This window comes from Corynebacterium atrinae, from assembly GCF_030408455.1.
GTDB lineage: Bacteria > Actinomycetota > Actinomycetes > Mycobacteriales > Mycobacteriaceae > Corynebacterium > Corynebacterium atrinae.
Genome location: NZ_CP046977.1, coordinates 2,210,174 through 2,229,031 on the forward strand (window position 1 = coordinate 2,210,174; position 18,858 = coordinate 2,229,031).

Below are 18,858 nucleotides of genomic sequence, written 5' to 3' on the forward strand. Positions count from 1 at the left end.
GCGCTCAAACTACAGCGGTCGCAGATTGTTGAGCACCCCGTTGAGTGCCTCAGTGGACGAGGGGTGAGTCCAGATGCCATCGCGAAGTTCGGTTGCCGTGGTGCCGGAGCGGATGGCCAGGGCCAGAAGGTTGATGACTTCTTGGGCATCAATGCTGAAGATGGTGGCGCCCAGGAGTTCGTCACTGTCGGCATCGACAAGCAGTTTGATGATGCCGTGCGTCTCCCCCACGATCTTGGGACGTGGCATGACGGCGATGTTGGCCACCGGCAGGCTGCCGACCAGCACATTGCGGCCACTTTCGCGGGCGTCAGCTTCGTTGAGTCCGACGGTCGCGAGCGGCGGAGTGATGAACGTCACGTTGGGCACGGCGACTCGATCGCTGCGTCGCCGGGCACCGGGGCCGAGGAGGGCGTCGGCGACGATCCGAAAATCATCGAGTGAGATGTAGGTGAACTGCGGTCCACCATTAACGTCACCGGTGGCAAAAACCTTATCGACGCTCGTCCGCAGCTGATCGTCGACAACAATAATTCCCCGCACATCGGTCGCAATCCCGGCTTCCTCCAGCCCCAAGCCCGCCGTGGCGGGCGTGCGACCGGCGGCGATGAGGACGGCGTCGGAATCAATCTTGTCACCAGCGCTGACCGATCCATCGGCCCCAATAGCGGTGACCTTGGCGTTTTGCCGCACATCGATGCCCCGCTCGACGAAGAGAGCGGAGACGGCATCGGCGACATCGCGATCGAGACGCGGCAGGAACTCAGGCCCCGCATCCAGCATCGTCACTTTCGAGCCGAAGAGGGAAAACATGTTGGCAAACTCGCAGCCGATGAACCCGCCCCCAATGATGGTCAGGTGCTTGGGGAACGGATCGATGTGCTGGATGGTCGTGGAATCGAAGACCCGCGGGCCGTCGGCACCCGGAAAATCCAGCGGCCGCGGCGTCGTGCCGGTGTTGACCACGATGTACTCAGCAGTCACCCGCACCTCACCGTCCTGCGTATCGACGGCCACCTCATGCGGCCCCACGAACCGAGCCTCACCGTCGAGCAGGGTAACCTCCTCGCGATCAGCCAACATCTCATAGTTAGCGGCATTGAGCTTCCTGATCAGGGCATCCCGACCTTCCACCGACTCCCGGAAATAAGCCGCCGGATCATCCCCGGCGCGCTTCGCCTCTGCCGAAACAATAAGGTGGGGTTACCCGCAATTCGTGGACAGTTAACTGAGCTAGGTTCTCTGCGGTAGCTGCCGTTGTCTGGTCGACGGTAGAAGACACCCTGTTCTTCGCACTGCTGCCATCCACGCCGAAAAATGGGAGCTATTTCAAGCAGTAGGTGGGTGGGCCAAGGCGCTGACCTTAGCTACCCGACAGGAGGCCTGGGTTAGGGGCAGTATCCAACACCTGTTGTCCCGCGACCCCTAGAATCCGCCGCCCACCAGAGGAACCCCAAAACCCGCACTTCCTAACAACTCCGGGGTCAATCTCCCCTCCAAACGAGCCAAGTTGTTAGGAAGTGCGGGTTAAGGGACAAAAAGCGCTGGGTGTCAAGTAGTTGTGAAGAAAAAGGGGGGGTGACTACTGGGCAAGGACGAACTCCTCAGGCGGCTTAGCAAGATTGATCGTCACCGCATGCGGCACCGTCCAGACCTTCGGCGGGGCATGAAACCGCTGGCGATGATCACGGTAATAGACACCCTTACGACGCCGACGGTGCTCCAACGTCGCCACCCATTCACCGGTGAACACCTCCTCAGGAGTAAACGACGCTATCCCCGAATGATGATCAGTAGTGTTGTACGCCTCGATAACAGCCGCGATAGTCTCATACGCCTGGGTGATATCGGTGTAGACCTCCAACGCCAAACGGTGCCGCTTGACAGTACGGTGCAATGACTCACACTGCGGGTTATCGTTGCTCACCGACGGACGGATCAACGATTGAGTCACGTTGTACCTCCCCAGCAGGGCAGTCATGGCCTTGCTGGTCATGATGGACCCGTTATCTGAATGCACGATCTTCACCGTGCCGATCCCCTGATCAACGAGGCACTGCTCAATGAGGTCGGTAGCAATCACGGTGTCTTCACCAGGCTGGATTGTCCATCCAACGATCTTGCGCGAATACAAATCCATGACCTGATACAGTGCCCATTTCTGACGGACCAAGCTCCCTAGAATCCAGGTCACATCCCACACAAACACCTGCCCCGGTCCCGTCGCCGTGACCTGCGGTACCGGGCTGCGTGCCGGGCGGGTGCGTGCCCGTGGCACCGGTGTGAACGCGCGCATCATCCGGGCCAGACGGTAAAAACTTGACTGTGATCCCAGGTAGGGTTCCCGCCGGTCATCTACGTGACGCCAGTAGATCTCAGCCACGCTTAACCCTTCCGCCCTACCGGCGGTCAGCAGGGCGCGAATCTTGTCCTTTTCCTGATCACTGAGTCGAACTAACCCGCACCGCTGTGTATGCGGGATCGGGTTGGTTACGCGTGGTCGGGGACGGTGGCGGTAGTGGTAGGTCGATTCCGACAGGCCTACCAGGTCAAGGGCGTTTTTCTTCGTCCACCCAGCAGTACGTAGCTTCGTGAGGATGTCTTCTTCCTGCTCTTGCAGGTGTTCTAGGGTTGTGTGCTCGGCTGGGGTGAGTTGTTTTCCGCCACGTCGACACGCGTGCCAGCTTCCTGCATGGTGGCGATAGCTTTTCCCAAGGCGCCGATCACTTCTTTAAGTTCGGTAATACTCGCCGAATCCGTCTCGGCTTGGGTGTCGCGTTGATGCTCAGCGGTAGTAGCACAGGCTTCGGCGGTAGCGAGTCTGTCGGTGAGGTCGGTGATGGTTGCCTCCAGCCGTCGGATTTCAGCGGCGTCATCGGTGGTCATGCTGCCAGTTAAACGTGGTCCACGCCCGGTGGCAAGATCCCCGTCGGCGGTCAGTGCCACGAACCGGCGCATCTGAAAGCGGGAAATACCGTGGACGGCGAGGTAGGTGCCTTTGTACCCGTGGCGGGTGGTTGTGTAGGCCAGGGCGTGTTCCCTCATCTGCTCAGTTGTCCATTCCCGCTCGATTGTGGGTGGGATAGTCACGGTCATGGTCGTCTCCTTAGAAGCGGGGGAAATAGCTTCACAACCAGACTGACAGCAAGGGAAGTGTGTCTAAAACAGTCCCAAAACTCCCTCTGACCAGCCGCTAGCGTGCTTTCTGGAGTTTCCCACAGTTCCATCAGACCACATCCCGGCATCTCCCACACCCCACCACCTGCTTGTGGTAACACCCCTGCTACCCCAAGAAGGTGAGCTCGAATAACCGCCCGACCTGCCCGCTGTGCCACCAGCCCATGAAGAAAAACGGCACCACCACCAAAGGAACCACCCGCTGGCGCTGCACAACCCCCGACTGCGGCATCTCCACCGTTCAACCACGAGCCCACACCACCGACCGCCACCACTTCACCGCGTTTATCAACTGGATCAACTCCACCGCCAGCCTGAGCACCATCGCCGCCGACTTGGGTGTCACCAGACGCACTCTGACACGCTGGTTCGCCGACTTCTGGTTCATCCAGCTCCCCGACAACACCGACCCCCACCGCGTCTATGACCAGGTCTTCATCGACGGCACCTACTTCCACAACACATGCCTGCTCGTCGCCTGCACCACCGACCACGTCCTCACCTGGCACTGGTGTGCCACCGAGGACTCCTTCAACTACGGCACACTCCTCCAACAACTCGCCCCACCAGAAGTGGTCACCACCGACGGACAACGAGGCGCCCTCAAAGCCATCACCACACACTGGCCAACCTCGAAGGTCCAGCGCTGCCTGATCCATGTCAAACGCAACATCCAGAAATACGTCACTACCCGACCAGCCACCCCGGCCGGCAAAGCACTACGCCGACTATCTCTGCAACTACTAGCCGTTGAGACCGCGCAACAGGCCGCTGACTGGACCCTTGCCCTGCATCGATTCCACTCCACCTTCGGCGACTGGCTCAACGAGAAGACCTACCTCGACGACGTTGACCCCACCACCGTGCCACGATTCGCCCGTCACAACACCACCTGGTGGTACACCCACTACCGCCAACGATCGGCCTACAGACTTCTCGAACGGCTCTACAAAGCAGGCAACCTGTTTGTCTACCTCAACCGCACCGATCTCAACACGCGGGCACTTAAGGCAACTACCAACCACCTGGAAGGTGGCGTGAACGCTCAACTCAAACACCTCGCCCGCGCCCACCGAGGCACCTTCGACGAGCACCAACGCATCATCATGGACTGGTGGCTCTACCTGCACACCGAAAATCACGACACCCCGGAATCCATCGCCCGCGCCCAGGACTTTGGCCGTGTTGGTAAACGCCGGGCAGTCGAACTCATCGAGCAGGACCACCTACAACGATCCGGTTCGGGCGACGGGCGCCCGGTGGGGTTCGATACCGGGATTGAGCACTCACAGTCCCAGTGGGTTCGCCAGGGTTGGGCCGGGCGATCCCATTGACAGACACACAAAATGTCCCTTAAGTCGACACGCCGCAAAGACACACTTTTTGTCCCTTAACCCGGAAGTGCCGGTTTTGTCGCCTCGTTCGGCGTGAAGGGAAAAGAAAAGCGGCGATCCAGCTCAATGAGCCGATCGCCGCGCTAAAAATCGAAAAATACCAGGTCAGGTACCTAAAACGTGGAGCTAATGGGATTCGAACCCATGACCCCCACACTGCCAGTGTGGTGCGCTACCAGCTGCGCCATAGCCCCTTGTGTAATTGTGTTTCAGCTTCCCTTGCGGGAAACAGTGGAGCTAATGGGATTCGAACCCATGACCCCCACACTGCCAGTGTGGTGCGCTACCAGCTGCGCCATAGCCCCTTGCTTTCAACTCATGTAAATCTACACGCCTGGCGGGGGTGCGAACAAATCCACAGGTCACACGGCGACACCAATGGACGAAGCAAAAAGTGGCCCGGCACCTCCCCAGCTCAAGGGGGAAGCGACCGGACCACAGCGCCAAATAGAAAGGGGCTACTTCACCACAGCGCCGATCCACTGGTTGATGTCGGCGACGTCGACATCCTTGCCGTTTTGGATCACGCGAGGGGAGGAAACCTGGCCGGTCTCGGAGTTGAGCTTGTCGGCGTTGGCGGTGGCCACTGCGACGGCTTCGTCTTGGTAGTCGCCATTGCGGATGGCCTTGGCTACATCGTCGTTGGCGCCCAGGGCGACGGCGGCGTCGGCGAAGTCGTCGTTGCTCCACTTGTTGAAGATCTCTTCCTGGTTCTCCAGGAGGGTGGCGCGGTAATTCCAGTAGAGCTCGGTGTCACCGGAGTTTACGACGGCGAGGATGGCGGCGGCGGCACGGGTGGAGTGGCCGTCGGGGTTGCCACGGTCGAGGAAGTTGAGGGTGCGGACGTTGACCACGAGCTTGCCTTCGTCCAGGGCTTCTTTCATCTGCGCGTCGGTGTTTTCTGCGAGCTGGGCGCAGTAGTGGCAGGAGAAGTCCTCATAGAGGTCGACGGCTGGGGCGTCGGCGGCGGCGTCGGCGGACTTGAGGGTCACGGCGTTGTCATCGAGGTTGGAGGCGAAGTCGACTGTGACGGTCTCGCGATCGGCGAGGTGCTCGGTCTTCTTGCCCTGGCCGGAGATGACGATGTAGCCGATCACGACGGCGGCGATGAGGACGACGGCGAGGATTGCCCAGAGGAAGCCGGAGCCGCCCTTGGCGTTCGGGTTGCTGACCTTTTTGGTGCTCACTGTATTTCTGTACCTTGCTCTAGTTGGTGATCAGGGGTAGATCGCAAACTTCTTGAAGGGACGGTAGATAGTCCACACACTCAGTGCCAAGAAGCCGATGTCGCGCAGGATGGTCAAGAAGTAATCCATGGCCTGCTTGTCCACGTTGGGCTCGATGTTGAAGCAACCGCAGTCGATGACGAGGCCGCCAATCCAAGCCCAGGCGATGCCGATGATGAACAGCACCAGAACGACCGAGGCCAGTTTGCTGGCTGGGCGAAGGAACAGCCCGAGGAGCAGCATCAGGCCGCCGGCGATTTCCAGCGGGCCGATGAGGCGGGCCAGCAAATCGGAAAACTGGGGGGTGAAGATTTCGTAGGCGGTGATCGCCTGCGTCATGTTCATGTGGTCGTTCAGCTTGGGGATGCCCGCCGAGATCCAGGTGTAGGCCATGAAGAAGCGCGCGAAGGCGCTGATGGCATCAAGAAGAACCGAGCGGGTAAACCACGAGCGAGCGTCGGCTGGCGCCTCGGATTGTTCAATAGTGGACACGCCAACAGACTCTAGCCCACCGGGCCGATGTGGGCCTACATGAATTCACCCACATCGGCACGTCACAGGCATTAGTCAGGCTTTGTTGAGGACGTCGCTCACCAATGCCTCGGCTTCCTTCTGGACTTCACGCAGGTGGTCTTCCCCTCGGAAGGACTCGGCATAAATCTTGTATTTGTCCTCGGTACCGGAAGGTCGGGCTGCGAACCAGGCGCTTTCGGTGGTGACTTTGAGGCCGCCGATGGGGGCGCCGTTGCCAGGGGCGTTAGTGAGCTTGGCGGTGATGGCTTCGCCGGCGAGTGTGTCAGCTGTCACTTGCTCCGGGGAGAGGTTTTTCAGCACAGCTTTTTGCTCGCGATTGGCTTCGGCGTCGGTGCGGGCGTAGGCAGGGGCTCCGTATTCCGCGGCGAGTTCGGCGTAGCGCTGGGAGGGGGTCTTGCCGGTGACAGCGGTGATTTCGGCGGCCAGGAGGTCGAGGATGAGGCCGTCCTTGTCGGTGGACCAGACGGTGCCGTTGTGGCGGAGGAAGGAGGCGCCGGCGGATTCTTCGCCGCCGAAGCCGATGGTGCCGTCGATCAGCCCGGGGACGAACCATTTGAAGCCGACGGGGACTTCGACCAGCCTGCGGCCCAGGTTCCCCACCACCCGGTCGATCATGGAGGAGGACACGAGGGTCTTGCCCACGGCGGTATCCGGCGACCAGCCGGGGCGGTTGCCAAAGAGGTATTCGATGGCCACGGCGAGGTAATGGTTCGGGTTCATCAGCCCGGCGTCGGGGGTGACGATGCCGTGGCGGTCGGCGTCGGCGTCGTTGCCGGTGGCGATGTCGAACTTGTCGCGGTTGTGTACGAGGGAGGCCATGGAGTTCGGCGAGGAGCAGTCCATGCGGATCTTGCCGTCAGTGTCCAGGGTCATGAAGCGCCAGGTGGCATCGACCAGCGGGTTGACCACGGTGAGGTTGAGGCCGTGGGCGTCGGCAATCGCACCCCAGTAATCGACGGAGGCACCGCCCATGGGGTCGGCGCCGATGGACAGCCCGGAGGCGCGAATGGCGTCAATGTTGACCACGTTGGGCAGGTCGGCGATGTAGGTGTCTTGGTAGTTGTAGCGCTCGGCGCGGGGGTCAAGTACGCCGGCCACCGGGACGCGGGAGACGCCGTCGAGCCCGGCGCGGAGGTAGTCGTTGGCGCGGGCGGCGATCCAATCGGTGGCATCGGTGTCGGCGGGGCCGCCGGAGGGCGGGTTGTACTTGAAGCCGCCATCGCGGGGTGGGTTGTGGGAGGGGGTGATGACGATGCCGTCGGCCCGCAGCGGGTCGGTGCCGGTGACGCCACCGGCGAGCCCGGCATTGTGGGCGAGGATGGCGTGGGAGACGGCCGGTGTGGGGGTGTATCGCCCACGGTCGTCGACAAGCACGGTGATGCCGTTGCCCAGCAGGACCTCCAGGGCGGAGATCATCGCGGGTTCGGACAGGGCGTGGGGGTCGCGGCCGATGAAGACGGGGCCGCCGATGGAATTGGCACGGCGGTAGTCGACGATCGCCTGGGTCGTGGCCAGGATGTGGTCCTCATTGAACGCCGTGTCGAGGGAGGAACCGCGGTGCCCGGAGGTCCCGAAGGCGACCTGCTGATCGGGGTTTTCCACATCAGGGGTGCGGGTGTAATACGCGGTGACCAGCTCGGCGATGTCGATGAGGTCTTCGGGGCGGGCTAACTGGCCCGCACGCTCGTGTGCCATCTCGGGGTGCTCCTTCATAGATGAGACAGGGATTAACCCACATTGTCGTCCGCCGAAGTGACTCGTGCACGGACCCTCAAGTCAATGACTGACGGATCACCCCCGCCAGGGGGCAGGGCGCTAATACTTTGGATTGGATTACCCCATTTATATGGTGATCCATCTCACCCAGCGGTACTTTCAATCCATGGAATCTTTACAGAATCTCCTCGACACCCTGGGCGGAATCGTCTGGGGTCCTTTCTTCCTCATTCCTCTCCTGTTGGGCACGGGTCTTTACCTCACCATTCGCCTCGGCGGGATTCAGTTCTTTACCTTGGGCCGCGCGCTGCGTCATGGGCTCATAGATAGGTCTGACGAGGGCGGAAAAGGAGATATCTCCAACTATCAGGCGCTGACCACCGCGTTGGCTGCGACGGTCGGCGTGGGCAACATCGTCGGCGTGGCCACGGCCATCTCCGTCGGCGGCCCGGGCGCACTGTTCTGGATCTGGGTTACCGGCCTGGTCGGCATGGCCTCGAAGTACACCGAGGCCTTCCTCGGCGTGCGCTTTCGCACCACGGATTCTAAGGGCGAGCAATCCGGCGGCCCCCAGTACTACCTCAAGCGCGGCATCCAGGGCCCCGTGGGCAAGGTCCTCGCCTTCTCCTTCGCGGTATTCGCCGTCATCGCGTCCTTCGGCATCGGTAACCTCACCCAGGCCAACGCCGTCTCCGCGAACTTGGAGCGAACCTTCGGCCTCGACACGTACGCCTCCGGCGTCATCATCTTCGTTCTGCTCGGCGCCGTCCTCCTCGGCGGCATTCAGGCCATCGGCCGCGTCACCGCTGCCTTCGTGCCCATGATGATCATCATTTATATCCTCGGCGGAGTGACGGTCCTCGTGCTTGAGGCGGGCCAGATCCCCGCCGCCATCGGCCTCATCTTCACCGACGCCTTCACCGGCACGGCCGCCACCGGTGGCTTCGTCGGCGCTGGCATCATGTTGGCCATCCAGTTCGGTGTTGCCCGCGGCATCTTCTCCAACGAGTCCGGAATGGGTTCCGCCGCCATCGCCGCCGCTGCCGCGAAGACCTCTCACCCCGTGCGCCAGGGTTTGGTGTCGATGACACAGACGTTCATCGACACGCTCATCGTGGTCACCATCACCGGCCTGGTCATCGTCACCTCCGGTGTGTGGGATCAGGGGCGCTCTACCGCCGGCACCATGACCGCCGAAGCATTCTCCACGGTCCTGCCCGGCCAGTGGGGCGGCACGATCGTCTCGCTGTCCATCATCTTCTTCGCCTTCTCCACCATCCTCGGCTGGTCCTACTACGGTGAACGTTCCCTGGAGTCGCTGGTCGGCCGCCGCGGCACCATCCCCTACCGCGTCATCTTCACCATCATGGCGTTCGTCGGTGCGACCGTGCAGCTCGAGCTCGTCTGGTCCTTCTCCGACCTCGCCAACGGCCTCATGGCCCTGCCAAACCTCATCGGCTTGCTCATCCTCTCCGGCTTGGTCGCTCGCGAGACCAGGGCGTACCTCAAGTTCGATCCGAAGCTTCGAGCCTCACCCGAGGATGTCGCTGCGTTCCTCCGCGCCCAGGGCAGCGATTGGAAGTAACCTGTGACAGGTGATCCCTGAACCGCTCGCCGTGGGAGTCGGCGCCGCCCTCGGCGCCCTCCTCCGCTTCGCCGCGCAGGGAGTACTCGGAGCCGGGATGTGGCCGCTACTCGCGGTCAACCTTCTCGGCTCCTTTCTCATGGGCCGCCTGCGCCCCGGCCCCTTCTGGGGCACGGGAGTCCTCGGCGGTTTCACCAGCTTTTCGACGTTCGCTTCCCTCACCCTCGCCCCCTCCCTCACCGTCGGCGCGGCCTACGCCGCGCTCACGGTCGTCGGCTGCGTCGGGGCGTGGCTCCTCGGGGACCGGCTGTGAGCACCGCGCTGCTGCTCGTCGCCGCCGGTGGCTTCCTCGGCGGGCTGGGCCGTTGGGCCCTGTCCCGCTGGCCGGGCGGGCTCGTGGGGACGTGGACGGCGAACGTGCTGGCCTGCGTGGTGGTAGGGGCGGTCGTCGCCAAGCATGATGCCACCGGATTGCTGTGGGGGACCGGCTTTGCCGGGGCCCTTTCCACCTGGTCGACGCTGGCGCGCGAGCTGGGTGAGCTCGTGAAAAGGCGCCGCTGGCGCACAGTGATCCTGTACGCGGCAGCGACGCTTTCTGCTGGTCTAGCCGGTGTGGGGCTGGGAATCTTAGTCTGAGATCGCGTCCAGCGGCGGGGTCTTCGACGCCCGGTTCGCCGGCCACAGCGCGGCGAAAATACCCACGATGGCGGAACCGCCGAGCATCCACGCAACCATGTTGTACGGGACGGAAATAACATCCAGCCCCTCGCCCGAGAGGACCTTGAGGAAGGCCCAGCCCAGACCCAGGCCGATGAGCACGCCCATGACCGCACCAAACACGGCGATCTGCACCGCCTCGAGGGTGATCATGGTGCGCACCTGACGGCGCTGCGAACCCACTGCGCGGAGCATGCCAATTTCTTGACGACGCTCAATCACGCCCAACGTCAGCGTATTCACAATGCCGAGGATCGCGATGATCACCGCGAGCGCCAGCAACCCGTAGAGGATATTGAGCATCTGATCAATGGACTGACCAGCCTGGCTCGCCATCTCCTGCGCGCTGAGCACCTGCATGACGATGAAGCCCTTGACGGCCTCCTCCAAGTTCGTGCGCAGCTGCGCATCATCGACGGAGCCATCGCCGTTGACGCCGACCATCTGCACGTTGATCGCCGCCGAGGGCACAACTTCCCTGGCCAGATCGGTGGAAATCGCCATGTTGGAGATCACGTTGTTCGGCTCGAAAATGCCGATGACCTTTGCTTCAACGGTTTTCGCAGAAATGTCCGGCGAGCTCAGCTGCAGCGTATCGCCAACCTTCCAGCCCTGCCTATCCGCGAAGTCCGTGGTGGCGATGATGCCCGGGTTGTCCTTGAGGTTGACGTTGCCATCGCGCATCTCCGCGTGCGCCATGTCCTCCAGGTTGCCGTCCAGCAGGAAGGTCTGGAACTGCGGGCCAAAGCCCATGGAGTACCCATTCTCCCCGGCCTTAATCGGCGCCATGGACATGGTCACTACCTCGCCGACCCCGGCGGTATCGCGCACCGCATCAGGTACCGCCGCCGGAACCGGGAAGCTACCGTTCGTCGGGCCCTGCAGGACGTAATCGGCGGTGACGTTGTTCTCCACGACATCGGAAATCGACGTCTTCATCGTGTCGCCCAGCATGCCAATCGCCGTCACCAGCGCAATACCCAACGTGAGGGCGAAAGCAGTGGTCGCGGTACGCCGCGGATTGCGGCGAGAGTTCGTCGACGCGAGCTTGCCGACGGCCCCGAACGGCAGCCCGATCAGCCGCCCCAGGGTGGGCACGATCGGCAGAGAAAACGCCGGACCGGCGAAGAAGAAACCAACGATCACGCCGAATGCACCAATACCAACGAGAATCGCGCGCGTCGACGTCGACGATTCATCCAACAAGACGCCCACCGCGGCAGCCACCGCACCGAGCAGGATGAGAACCACACCGACGATCGTGCGGGCAGTCAGCGACTGATCGCTCGACGCCTCCGTCGACCGCATCGCCTCGACCGGGCGGATAGCACCCGCCCGACGGGCCGGCATCCACGCCGAAATAATGGTGACGATGGTGCCGAGGACAATCGGCAGAGCCACCGCCATCGCCGACAAGCCCAACCCGGAATCCGGCATCGGCATGCCGCGCGCCGACATGAACGCCTTGATCGCCGCGACCAGGCCTATGCCAGCCACCACGCCCAACGCCGAACCAATGACGCCAACGACACCAGCCTCGAAGACCACCGAGCGAGTGATCTGCTGGCGAGCTGCCCCCAAAGCCCGCAGCAACGCGAACTCCTTGGTCCGTTGCGCCACGATCATCGAGAACGTATTAGCAATGAGGAACGTACCGACGAGCAACGCCACCAAACCAAAGGCCACGAGGAAGTAGTTGACGAAGGATAGCGCCTTCGTCATCGCCTGCGTCATTTCCTCCGCGAGCTTCTGCCCCGTTTCCACCTTCACGTCCGGATAGGTGGCCGCCAGGTGATCGGCGAGCTCAGTATCTGAAGTGCCGTCTGCCGCCGAAAGAATCACGCGGTTGACCGAACCATCTTCCGTGAAGCGATCCAGATACGCATCCTGCGCCATAAAGGCTGACAGCGACGTACCCTGATCAAGCTCCGCGGTATACAATCCCGACACGGTCATCTCATGACGCGCCTGCGGATCCACCACCAGCAACTTATCGCCGACGTTGATCTCGTAGCGCTCCGCACTCGCCTTGCTGAGGACTATCTCATTGTCCCCCTTCGGTTGCTCACCATCTGTGATGGTCAGCGCTTCGCCGACACGCTCATCTTCCGGGTACCACATCGACAAACTTGAGGTGCCACCACCAGTTTGAATCGCCGTCTCATCCGCACGAGCCATCACCACAGTGGTATTTGAAATAGCGTTAGCGTTCTTGACCAGCGGATCCTTGGCGATCTCCGCACGAAGCTGAGCCGAGATCCCGCTCATCCCCTCGCCCGGCTGCACAACCGCATCCACACCCTCATAGGCACTCGACACCGCCGACTTAAACGTCGTCGAAAGCGAGTTGGTGAACATGAACGCGCCCGAGATAAACGCCGTGCCCAACACAACGGCCAAGACCGTCAGTGCCAAACGCAGCTTATGGGAAGCAATATTGCGCAGACTCACCCTGCGCATTGTTGAATTCTTGGAAGCCATGGAATCAGCCGCCTAGCTTTCGATGCCGGCCATGTAGGCCAAGATCTCATCAATACCCGGCTGATGCAGCTCCTTGACCAGGCGACCATCCGCCAAGAACACCACCCGATCCGCATAGGATGCAGCCTTCGCATCGTGCGTCACGATAACCACCGTCTGACCGTCCTGATCCACAGCCGTCCGCAAAATGTCCAACACCTCGCGAGAAGAGTTCGAATCCAAGTTGCCCGTCGGCTCATCACCAAAGATGATCTCCGGACGCGACACCAAAGCACGCGCACACGCCACACGCTGCTGCTGACCACCCGACAACTCGGCCGGTCGGTGCGTCAACCGATCAGCCAACCCCAACCGGTTCGTAATTTCCTCGAACCACTCCTGATCAACCTCACGACCAGCGATATCCGACGGCAAGGTAATATTCTCCGCCGCCGTCAACGTCGGCACCAGGTTAAACGATTGGAAAATGAAGCCCAGGCGGTCGCGCCGCAAGGCAGTCATCTCCTTGTCCCGCAGCTGGGACAAATCCGTATCACCAATGAACGCCGAGCCACCCGATGCCGAATCCAACCCTGCCATGCAGTGCATCAACGTCGATTTACCCGAACCCGACGGGCCCATGATCGCCGTGAATTGATTCTTAACGAACGCCACATCCACGTGATCCAACGCCGTCACACTGGTCTCGTCCTTGCCATACTGCTTAAACAAGCCGACCGCCCGAGCCGCTGCCGGAGGGGTCTCGCCTTCCGGGTCGTCAGAGAGCTCGTGCTTGTAGTGACGGGGAGCCTTCGATTCAGCAGTGTTCTCGTCCCGCTGGTCGACCTCGATGGCCGGGTTCGCCTCCGTGCCCACCTCCTGCGGGGTCTGATGCTCCGGGGTGTTCTGATCAGTCATCGCTAGTTCTGCTCCTCTAAAGCAATTGGTCATACGCGTGTGCAAAATCGTGCCGCTCCGTGCTGCAAGCCCAGACGGGTGCTCGCGGCAGTGCCAACACCCCATCAAACCTACTGGAGGGCACCAACGAGCCACATCAGGGAACTCCCCCATCTTTCCCTCTAGCGGGCCCGATGTCACATCTAGCAGGAAAATCCGCCCTAACCATCCACATCAGAAGCAATAGGATCCGTAGCGCCCAGAGCGTCACATCTGTGGTAGGTTGAGTTCAACAAGACCGGTTCCGCTGCCCGCTTTGGCGGGAGTCCAGGGCCGGTCCTTGCTTCCACAAACCGGGGGGTTGAACGTGGCAGAGTACAAGAAATTCAAGACTTACCAGCAACAATTGGACATTCTCCAGACTCGAGGCATGACTGTCGACGACCGTGAGGGAGCAATAAACCAGCTTCGCCAGGTGAGCTACTATCGCCTATCCGGCTACTGGCATCCCATGCGCCACTTCGACCCAGAATCCCGACAGCACCTGGACTCCTTTACCCAAGGAGCATCCTTTGAACTTCTGTCTAAACTGTACTTCTTCGACGAAACACTCCGCCATGCAATCCTAGGAGAACTCGGGAAAGTTGAGCTTGCCGTGCGAGCTCAGTTGGGACATGAACTCGGACGAATACATCCTTTCATCCATTTAGATGCGACACAGCTTGGAGCTCATGCCAGACAGATACGACCGGGAAGAAAGGCAACAAACTACCACATCTGGCGGCAACGATACGATAAGGCGATCGCGTCCTCCCGAGAAGAATTCGTGTGGCACCACAAAAACAACTACGCTGAAAAATTGCCAATTTGGGCAGCAGTCGAGACCATGGACTGGGAAATGCTATCGCACCTGTTTAGCATGGCCCCCAACAAAGCCCGCAATCCGATCGCCAGAGCTTGTGAGCTGAGAGCTCCTCAGCTCGAATCATGGCTGAAGTGTTTAAACGTTCTGCGTAATCACTCCGCACACCATGCCCGAGTGTTCAATAGAGTTTTCGACATCAAGCCTCGACTCAATGACGACATCCGGCTTGAAGCAGTTAAAGGTAGAGAAAATCGTGTCTTCACGCAACTTACACTGATCCAATACTTACACCGAGAACTAGATCTATCACCTGCCACAGCACTGCCGGCAGTACTGAAGCGCTTTCCAAAGAATGACTTAGTCTCGTTTGATCGGACGGGCGCTCCAGAAAACTGGCACCTAGAGGATCTATGGACGGCCTGACCACACCCCGGGCATCCGCCTCACCCATGAATCGCGGAAAGGCTCTGTGTGTTTGACCCCACCAAACGGGGGGTCGAACACACAGAGCCTTCCAACTTCTTGTTAAATTTTTAGCGTCGGCGGTAACCTACTCTCCCACACCCTCCCAGGTGCAGTACCATCAGCGCAACCAGGCTTAGCTTCCGGGTTCGGAAAGGGACCGGGCGTTTCCCTGCTGCCATCAACCACCGACACACCCACCGAAACAACACCACCCACCCCACACAAGGCAAGGCACGTGAACTGTTTCGTGACACGATGTGTTGTGTCAGACACTGCATAATGGACGCGAACCAACCACCACAAGGGCGATCATTGGTTTATTTTTGTTACGTTGCGCAACACCACCACACTCAATCACTCAAGCGTGCGCGTGTGTTTCGTCGGTCTATTAGTACCAGTCACCTCCACACCTTACAATGCGTCCAGATCTGGCCTATCAACCCCGTCATCTCCAGGGGACCTCACATGAAACCTCATCTCGAAACAGGCTTCCCGCTTAGATGCTTTCAGCGGTTATCCCTTCCGTACGTAGCCAACCAGCCCTGCTCCTGGCGGAACAACTGGCACACCAGAGGTACGTCCGTCCCGGTCCTCTCGTACTAGGGACAGCCTTCCACAAGTTTCTACGCGCGCGGCGGATAGAGACCGAACTGTCTCACGACGTTCTAAACCCAGCTCGCGTGCCGCTTTAATGGGCGAACAGCCCAACCCTTGGGACCTACTCCAGCCCCAGGATGCGACGAGCCGACATCGAGGTGCCAAACCATCCCGTCGATATGGACTCTTGGGGAAGATCAGCCTGTTATCCCCGGGGTACCTTTTATCCGTTGAGCGACACCACTTCCACAAGTAGGTGCCGGATCACTAGTCCCGACTTTCGTCCCTGCTCGAGCTGTCACTCTCACAGTCAAGCTCCCTTGTGCACTTACACTCACCACCTGATTACCAACCAGGCTGAGGGAACCTTTGGGCGCCTCCGTTACATTTTGGGAGGCAACCGCCCCAGTTAAACTACCCACCAGGCACTGTCCCCAACCCAGATCATGGGCCAAGGTTCAGGTATCCAATCCGATCAGAGTGGTATTTCAACAACGACTCACACACAACTAGCGTCACATGATCTAAGTCTCCCACCTATCCTACACAAACCGAACCGAACACCAATACCAAGCTATAGTGAAGGTCCCGGGGTCTTTTCGTCCTGCCGCGCGTAACGAGCATCTTTACTCGTACTGCAATTTCACCGGGCCTGTGGTTGAGACAGCAGGGAAGTCGTTACGCCATTCGTGCAGGTCGGAACTTACCCGACAAGGAATTTCGCTACCTTAGGATGGTTATAGTTACCACCGCCGTTTACTGGGGCTTAAATTCTCCGCTTCGACCCCACAAGTGAGATCTAACAGGTCCTCTTAACCTTCCAGCACCGGGCAGGCGTCAGTCCGTATACCTCAACTTCAACGTTTTCGCACGGACCTGTGTTTTTAATAAACAGTCGCTTCCCTCTATTCTCTGCGACCACCACCAGCAACCACACCGCAAAGATGTGTCACCAACAGTGGCCCCCCTTCTCCCGAAGTTACGGGGGCATTTTGCCGAGTTCCTTAACCACAGTTCACCCGAACGCCTTAGTATTCTCTACCTGACTACCTGTGTCGGTTTAGGGTACGGGCCATATACATACATCGCTAGAGGCTTTTCTCGACAGTACGGGATCACCAACTTCACCCCAAAGGGGCTACGCATCACGCCTCACACTAAATGAGGGGCGGATTTACCACTCCCCTCGTGCCACACGCTTACACCACAATCCAATAAGTGGCTTAGCTACCCCACTGCGTCACCCCATCACTTGGCTACTACCAGTTCAGGCCCCACGCACTCACACCACCAACCACAGCAAAACTGCAGTCAGGCGATGATCGCGGGCGGTTAGTATCACTGATTCACACATGGGCGCACATACACGGGTACCAGAATATCAACTGGTTGTCCATCGACTACGCCTGTCGGCCTCGCCTTAGGTCCCGACTCACCCTGGGAAGACGAACTTGACCCAGGAACCCTTAGTCATCCGGCGGATGAGATTCTCACTCATCAATCGTTACTCATGCCTGCATTCTCACTCGCACACACTCCACGCCCCCTCACGGTAACGCTTCACAGCTGTGCACGACGCTCCCCTACCCAACACCCACCCCAAAAGGCGGGTTGTTGCCGCGGCTTCGGCGGTGTACTTGAGCCCCACTACATTGTCGGCGCAGAACCACTCGACCAGTGAGCTATTACGCACTCTTTCAAGGATGGCTGCTTCTAAGCCAACCTCCTGGCTGTCTTCGCGATCCCACATCCTTTTCCACTTAGTACACGCTTAGGGGCCTTAGCCGGCGATCTGGGCTGTTTCCCTCTCGACTATGAAGCTTATCCCCCACAGTCTCACTGCTGTGCTCAACTTAACCGGCATTCGGAGTTTGGCTGACATTGCTAAGATTGTCGTCCCGCTCAACCAACCAGTAGCTCTACCTCCAGCAAGCAACACACAACGCTGCACCTAAATGCATTTCGGGGAGAACCAGCTATCACGGAGTTTGATTGGCCTTTCACCCCTACCCACAACTCATCCCCTCAGTTTTCAACCTAAGTGGGTTCGCGCCTCCACAAAGTCTTACCTCTGCTTCACACTGGCCATGGGTAGATCACTCCGCTTCGGGTCCAGGACATGCCACTAACAACACCCTCGTTAGGATTCGCTTTCGCTACGACTACCCCACACGGGTTAACCTCGCGACATGCCGCTGACTCGCAGGCTCATTCTTCAAAAGGCACGCCATCACACACAAGAGGTGCTCTGACGGATTGTAAGCACATGGTTTCAGGTACTATTTCACTCCCCTCCCGGGGTACTTTTCACCATTCCCTCACGGTACTATCCGCTATCGGTCACACTGAGTATTTAGGCTTACCGGGTGGTCCCGGCAGATTCACAGCAGATTTCACGAGCCCGCTGCTACTCGGGACAACACCAACACACACCACAAGCTATTAACGTACGGGACTCTCACCCACTCCGGCAGGCCATCCCAAACCACTTCCGCTCAACTCATAGTAATGCGCGGCGGGTCAACAGCCCCACCACAGGTGCATCCCACAACACCGCATGCGCAACCCCTGTCAGGTATCACACACACACACGGTTTAGCCTCATCCACGTTCGCTCGCCACTACTAGCGGAATCATTATTTATTTTCCTCTCCTGCGGGTACTGAGATGTTTCACTTCCCCGCGTCAACCTCCACCACGACTATGAATTCATCGTGAGGTGACCACCCATAACGATGGCCGGGTTCCCCCATTCGGACATCCTCGGATCAACGCTTAGTTGTCAACTCCCCGAGGCTTAACGCAGACTCACACGTCCTTCATCGGCTCAGCATGCCAAGGCATCCACCATGTGCCCTTACACAAACACACACCCACACACACCAACCACCCAACCCCCAGCCCACCCAAAAAAAGGGCACACCAAGGAACCAAGGCAACCAGCGCGTGTGCGGTGAACACACAACACAAAACACTTACAAAATGCTCTCTACCAAAAATAAAGATGCTCGCGTCCACTATACAGTTCTCACACAACACACCACCCCCACACCACACCACCACCCACCAGGACATAAACCCAGGTCAGACACGACGATGCGACACAGACATGATCACGAAACAACAAAAACGATGTTGTCCCAGACACCCAACAGCATGCCAATGCACCATAATTTACGCTTGCGACAACAATCACCTGTCAACCACACGTGGTATGCGATCCAC

13 protein-coding genes, 2 tRNA genes and 2 rRNA genes are annotated in these 18,858 nt (G+C 59.6%); 5 read left to right on the top strand and 12 right to left on the bottom strand.

Translation table 11 applies throughout. The annotated features are described in order from the left end of the window. Nucleotides 1-9 precede the first annotated feature (9 nt). The 3 genes from CATRI_RS10870 to CATRI_RS10880 all read right to left on the bottom strand — a co-directional run bounded on the left by CATRI_RS10870 (nt 10) and on the right by CATRI_RS10880 (nt 3,096). Nucleotides 10-1,134 (bottom strand): dihydrolipoyl dehydrogenase family protein, encoded by a 1,125-nt coding sequence (locus CATRI_RS10870; protein ID WP_290217502.1) that lies wholly within the window; start codon nt 1,132-1,134, stop codon nt 10-12. A 448-nt stretch (nt 1,135-1,582) separates the two neighbouring features. Next, a complete protein-coding gene (locus tag CATRI_RS10875; protein ID WP_290216842.1) occupies nt 1,583-2,383 on the bottom strand; it encodes a DDE-type integrase/transposase/recombinase in 801 nt (266 codons plus the stop codon). A 242-nt stretch (nt 2,384-2,625) separates the two neighbouring features. Beyond that, nucleotides 2,626-3,096, bottom strand: a complete 471-nt coding sequence (locus CATRI_RS10880) for a hypothetical protein (protein ID WP_290217504.1) — start codon at nt 3,094-3,096, stop codon at nt 2,626-2,628. Nucleotides 3,097-3,296: 200 nt separating this feature from the next. Between CATRI_RS10880 and CATRI_RS10885 the strand changes: the two genes are divergently transcribed. Next, complete coding sequence (locus CATRI_RS10885; RefSeq protein ID WP_290217506.1) at nt 3,297-4,511, top strand: IS1249 family transposase; 1,215 nt, start codon at nt 3,297-3,299, stop codon at nt 4,509-4,511. Nucleotides 4,512-4,692: 181 nt separating this feature from the next. Here the strand turns inward: CATRI_RS10885 and CATRI_RS10890 are convergent. The 5 genes from CATRI_RS10890 to pgm form a co-directional block, all read right to left on the bottom strand. Beyond that, a tRNA-Ala gene (locus CATRI_RS10890) sits at nt 4,693-4,765 on the bottom strand. A gap of 38 nt (nt 4,766-4,803) precedes the next feature. Further along, nucleotides 4,804-4,876: transfer RNA gene (locus tag CATRI_RS10895), tRNA-Ala, on the bottom strand. Nucleotides 4,877-5,029: 153 nt separating this feature from the next. Continuing rightward, nucleotides 5,030-5,758, bottom strand: a complete 729-nt coding sequence (locus CATRI_RS10900; protein ID WP_290217508.1) for a DsbA family protein — start codon at nt 5,756-5,758, stop codon at nt 5,030-5,032. Nucleotides 5,759-5,788: 30 nt separating this feature from the next. Beyond that, on the bottom strand, nt 5,789-6,289 hold the full coding sequence (locus CATRI_RS10905; protein ID WP_435384168.1) for a MauE/DoxX family redox-associated membrane protein: 501 nt from the start codon (nt 6,287-6,289) through the stop codon (nt 5,789-5,791). Between the two features lie 75 nt (nt 6,290-6,364). Next, on the bottom strand, nt 6,365-8,026 hold the full coding sequence (gene pgm / locus CATRI_RS10910) for a phosphoglucomutase (alpha-D-glucose-1,6-bisphosphate-dependent) (RefSeq protein ID WP_290217510.1): 1,662 nt from the start codon (nt 8,024-8,026) through the stop codon (nt 6,365-6,367). Nucleotides 8,027-8,213: 187 nt separating this feature from the next. Between pgm and CATRI_RS10915 the strand changes: the two genes are divergently transcribed. Genes CATRI_RS10915 through CATRI_RS10925 form a run of 3 tightly spaced genes read left to right on the top strand, consistent with a single transcriptional unit; the run spans nt 8,214 to nt 10,268 of the window. Then, entirely contained in the window at nt 8,214-9,632 is a 1,419-nt protein-coding gene (locus CATRI_RS10915; RefSeq protein WP_290217512.1) for an alanine/glycine:cation symporter family protein, read from the top strand. 13 nt (nt 9,633-9,645) lie between these two features. Further along, a complete protein-coding gene (locus CATRI_RS10920) occupies nt 9,646-9,945 on the top strand; it encodes a fluoride efflux transporter family protein (protein ID WP_290221148.1) in 300 nt (99 codons plus the stop codon). Further along, nucleotides 9,942-10,268 carry a FluC/FEX family fluoride channel gene (locus tag CATRI_RS10925; RefSeq protein WP_290217514.1) on the top strand — a complete coding sequence of 109 codons (327 nt, stop codon included), beginning with the start codon at nt 9,942-9,944 and terminating at the stop codon, nt 10,266-10,268. The genes CATRI_RS10920 and CATRI_RS10925 overlap by 4 nt, the downstream gene beginning before the upstream one ends. Here the strand turns inward: CATRI_RS10925 and CATRI_RS10930 are convergent. Continuing rightward, nucleotides 10,260-12,830 carry an ABC transporter permease gene (locus CATRI_RS10930; RefSeq protein WP_290217516.1) on the bottom strand — a complete coding sequence of 857 codons (2,571 nt, stop codon included), beginning with the start codon at nt 12,828-12,830 and terminating at the stop codon, nt 10,260-10,262. The genes CATRI_RS10925 and CATRI_RS10930 overlap by 9 nt on opposite strands. A 12-nt stretch (nt 12,831-12,842) precedes the next feature. Continuing rightward, a complete protein-coding gene (locus tag CATRI_RS10935) occupies nt 12,843-13,727 on the bottom strand; it encodes an ABC transporter ATP-binding protein (protein WP_290217518.1) in 885 nt (294 codons plus the stop codon). A gap of 409 nt (nt 13,728-14,136) precedes the next feature. On the opposite strand from CATRI_RS10935, the gene CATRI_RS10940 reads away from it, so the two are divergent. After that, nucleotides 14,137-14,994 (top strand): Abi family protein, encoded by an 858-nt coding sequence (locus CATRI_RS10940; RefSeq protein ID WP_290217519.1) that lies wholly within the window; start codon nt 14,137-14,139, stop codon nt 14,992-14,994. A gap of 114 nt (nt 14,995-15,108) precedes the next feature. Here the strand turns inward: CATRI_RS10940 and rrf are convergent. After that, nucleotides 15,109-15,226, bottom strand: a 5S ribosomal RNA gene (gene rrf, locus CATRI_RS10945). A gap of 178 nt (nt 15,227-15,404) precedes the next feature. Continuing rightward, nucleotides 15,405-18,504: ribosomal RNA gene (locus tag CATRI_RS10950) — 23S ribosomal RNA — on the bottom strand. Between the last annotated feature and the right edge of the window lie 354 nt (nt 18,505-18,858).